The organism is Gemmatimonadota bacterium (genome assembly GCA_016209965.1).
GTDB lineage: Bacteria > Gemmatimonadota > Gemmatimonadetes > Longimicrobiales > RSA9 > JACQVE01.
The window spans coordinates 1-2,501 of the sequence record JACQVE010000150.1; the positions used below are offsets into that span (position 1 = coordinate 1).

Here is a 2,501-nt window from a genome sequence, read left to right on the forward strand (position 1 = left end):
AAGGCCCCCGAGGACCTCGAAGACCTCGAAGACGCCCCGGCCGAAGAGGTGGAGGCCGCCGAAGAGGAGCTCGTGGATCAGGCCTCGGCCGCCCGCACCATTACCGAGCTGGAGGCCGAGATCGCCACGCTGAAGGGCCTCGAGACCCTGGCCCAGCGCGTCCGCCGCAGCGGCACGGACCGCAAGTGGGAGGAGCTGTCCAACCTCCTCCAGAACAACGCCGAGATGTTCGATGCCGGCGGCGGCCGCCGAAAGCTCGTGCTCTTCACCGAGCACCGCGACACGCTGAACTACCTCATCGAAAGGATCCGCGCCCTCCTGGGCCGCGCCGAGGCCGTGGTCACGATCCACGGCGGGATGGGGCGCGAGGAACGCCGCAAGGCCCAGCAGCGCTTCACGCAAGACCGGGACGTGCAGGTGCTGGCCGCCACGGATGCCGCCGGCGAGGGGATCAACCTCCAGCGCGCCCACCTGATGGTGAACTACGATCTGCCATGGAACCCCAACCGGCTGGAGCAACGCTTCGGCCGCATCCACCGCATCGGGCAGACCGAGGTCTGCCACCTCTGGAACCTGGTGGCCGAGGAGACGCGCGAGGGCGAGGTGTATCGCCGCCTCCTGGAGAAGATCCAGGAGGAGCGCGCGGCGCTGGGGGGACAGGTGTTCGACGTCCTGGGCAAGCTGTTCCAGGAGCGGAGCCTGCGCGAGCTGCTGATCGAGGCGGCCCGGTATGGCGATCAACCCGAGGTTCGCGCCCGCCTGTTCCAGGCTGTGGACAACGCGGCCGACCGCGACCACATCCGGGGCCTCCTGGAAGAACGGGCCCTCGTCCGCGATGCCCTGGATGCCACGCAAGTGCGGCGGATCCGCGAGGACATGGAGCGGGCCGAGGCCCGCCGCCTCCAGCCCCACTTCATCCGCGGGTTCTTCCTGGAAGCCTTCCGCCACCTCGGCGGCACCCTCCGCGAGCGCGAGGCGAAGCGATACGAGATCACGCACGTCCCCGCCACCATCCGCGCGCGGGACCGGCAGATCGGCCGGGGTGACGTGGTGCTCCCCCGCTACGAGCGCATCTGCTTCGACAAGGATCTGATCGCCGCCCCCGGCAAGCCGCTGGCGGCATTCGTCTGCCCCGGCCATCCGCTCCTGGACGCCACCATCGACCTCATCCTGGAGCGGCACCGGCACCTCCTTCGGCAGGGCGCCGTCCTGATCGACCCGTCGGACCCCGGCGAGGACCTGCGCGCCCTGTTCTACCTGGAGCACGAAATCCAGGACGCCCGCACGGACCGCCACGGCAACCGCCGGAGCGTCTCCAGGCAGCTCCAGTTCGTCGAGATCGGGCGCGCCGGCCAGGTGCGCGGCGCAGGCTACGCACCCTACCTGGATTACCGCGCGGCGGACGAGGCCGAGGGCGCGCTCCTGGCGGTGGTGCTGGAGGATGCGTGGGCCCGGGGCGAACTGGAGGCCCAGGCCGTCTCTCACGCGATCCAGCACATCGTGCCCGAGCACTATCAGGAGGTCCGGGCGCGCAAGGAAGACCTGGTCCAGAAGGCCATGGCCGCCGTGAAGGACCGGCTGACCAAAGAGATCAACTACTGGGACCACCGGGCCAACGTCCTGAAGGAAGAAGAGCTGGCCGGGAGGGTGAACGCCAGGATAAACTCGGCCAAGGCCCGCCAGCGGGCCGACGAGCTCCAGGCGCGCCTTGAGCAGCGCATGCAGGAGCTGGAGCAGGAACGCCAGCTTTCCCCGAAGCCGCCGGTCGTCGTGGGCGGGGCGCTGGTGATACCGCTCGGTCTCCTGGAGCGGCTGAAGGGCGCGCGCGAGGAGGCCGCCGAACCCGCCACCTTCGCCAAGGATCGCGACCGCGTCGCCGCCCTCGCCATGGCCGCCGTGATGGACATCGAGCGCCGCCTCGGCCGCCACCCGCGCGACGTGCACGAGGAAAACCGCGGCTACGACATCGAGTCGGCCATACCCGGCACCGGCCGCCTCCTCTTCCTCGAAGTCAAGGGCCGCGCCGCCGGTGCCCGCACCGTGACGATCACCAAGAACGAGATCCTCACGGCCCTGAACAAGCCGGAGGAGTTCATTTTGGCCATCGTCCCGGTGGACGCCGACGCGGCCGCCACTCCCCGGTATGTCCGTCGGCCTTTCCAGCGCGAGCCCGACTTCGGCGTAACCAGCGTGAACTACGATCTGGACGACCTGCTGTCCCGCGCAGGCGAGCCGTCGTGACGACGCCCGAAGAGTTCGTCCGCATCATGGATGCGCCCGAGGGCTCCCGGCTGGAGTTCAAGGAGGCCAGGAACCGCTACGAGTTCGACGACCTCGTGCGCTACTGCGTGGCGTTGGCCAACGAAGGCGGCGGCAAGATCATCCTCGGCGTCACGAACCGGCGACCTCGACGGGTCCTTGGAACGAGCGCATTCGCGGAGCCAGGCCGAACAGAGACAGGTGTCTTCGAGCGCATACTGTGCTTCGGGTAAGATAGGCGT

2 protein-coding genes are annotated in these 2,501 nt (G+C 69.3%); both read left to right on the forward strand.

The window, feature by feature from the left end:
• A partial coding sequence (locus tag HY703_06235) for a DUF3883 domain-containing protein (GenBank protein ID MBI4544771.1) occupies positions 1–2,241 on the forward strand: 2,241 nt, incomplete at its 5' end.
• A gap of 26 nt (positions 2,242–2,267) precedes the next feature.
• Positions 2,268–2,492 (forward strand): ATP-binding protein, encoded by a 225-nt coding sequence (locus HY703_06240; GenBank protein MBI4544772.1) that lies wholly within the window; start codon positions 2,268–2,270, stop codon positions 2,490–2,492.
• Positions 2,493–2,501 lie beyond the last annotated feature (9 nt).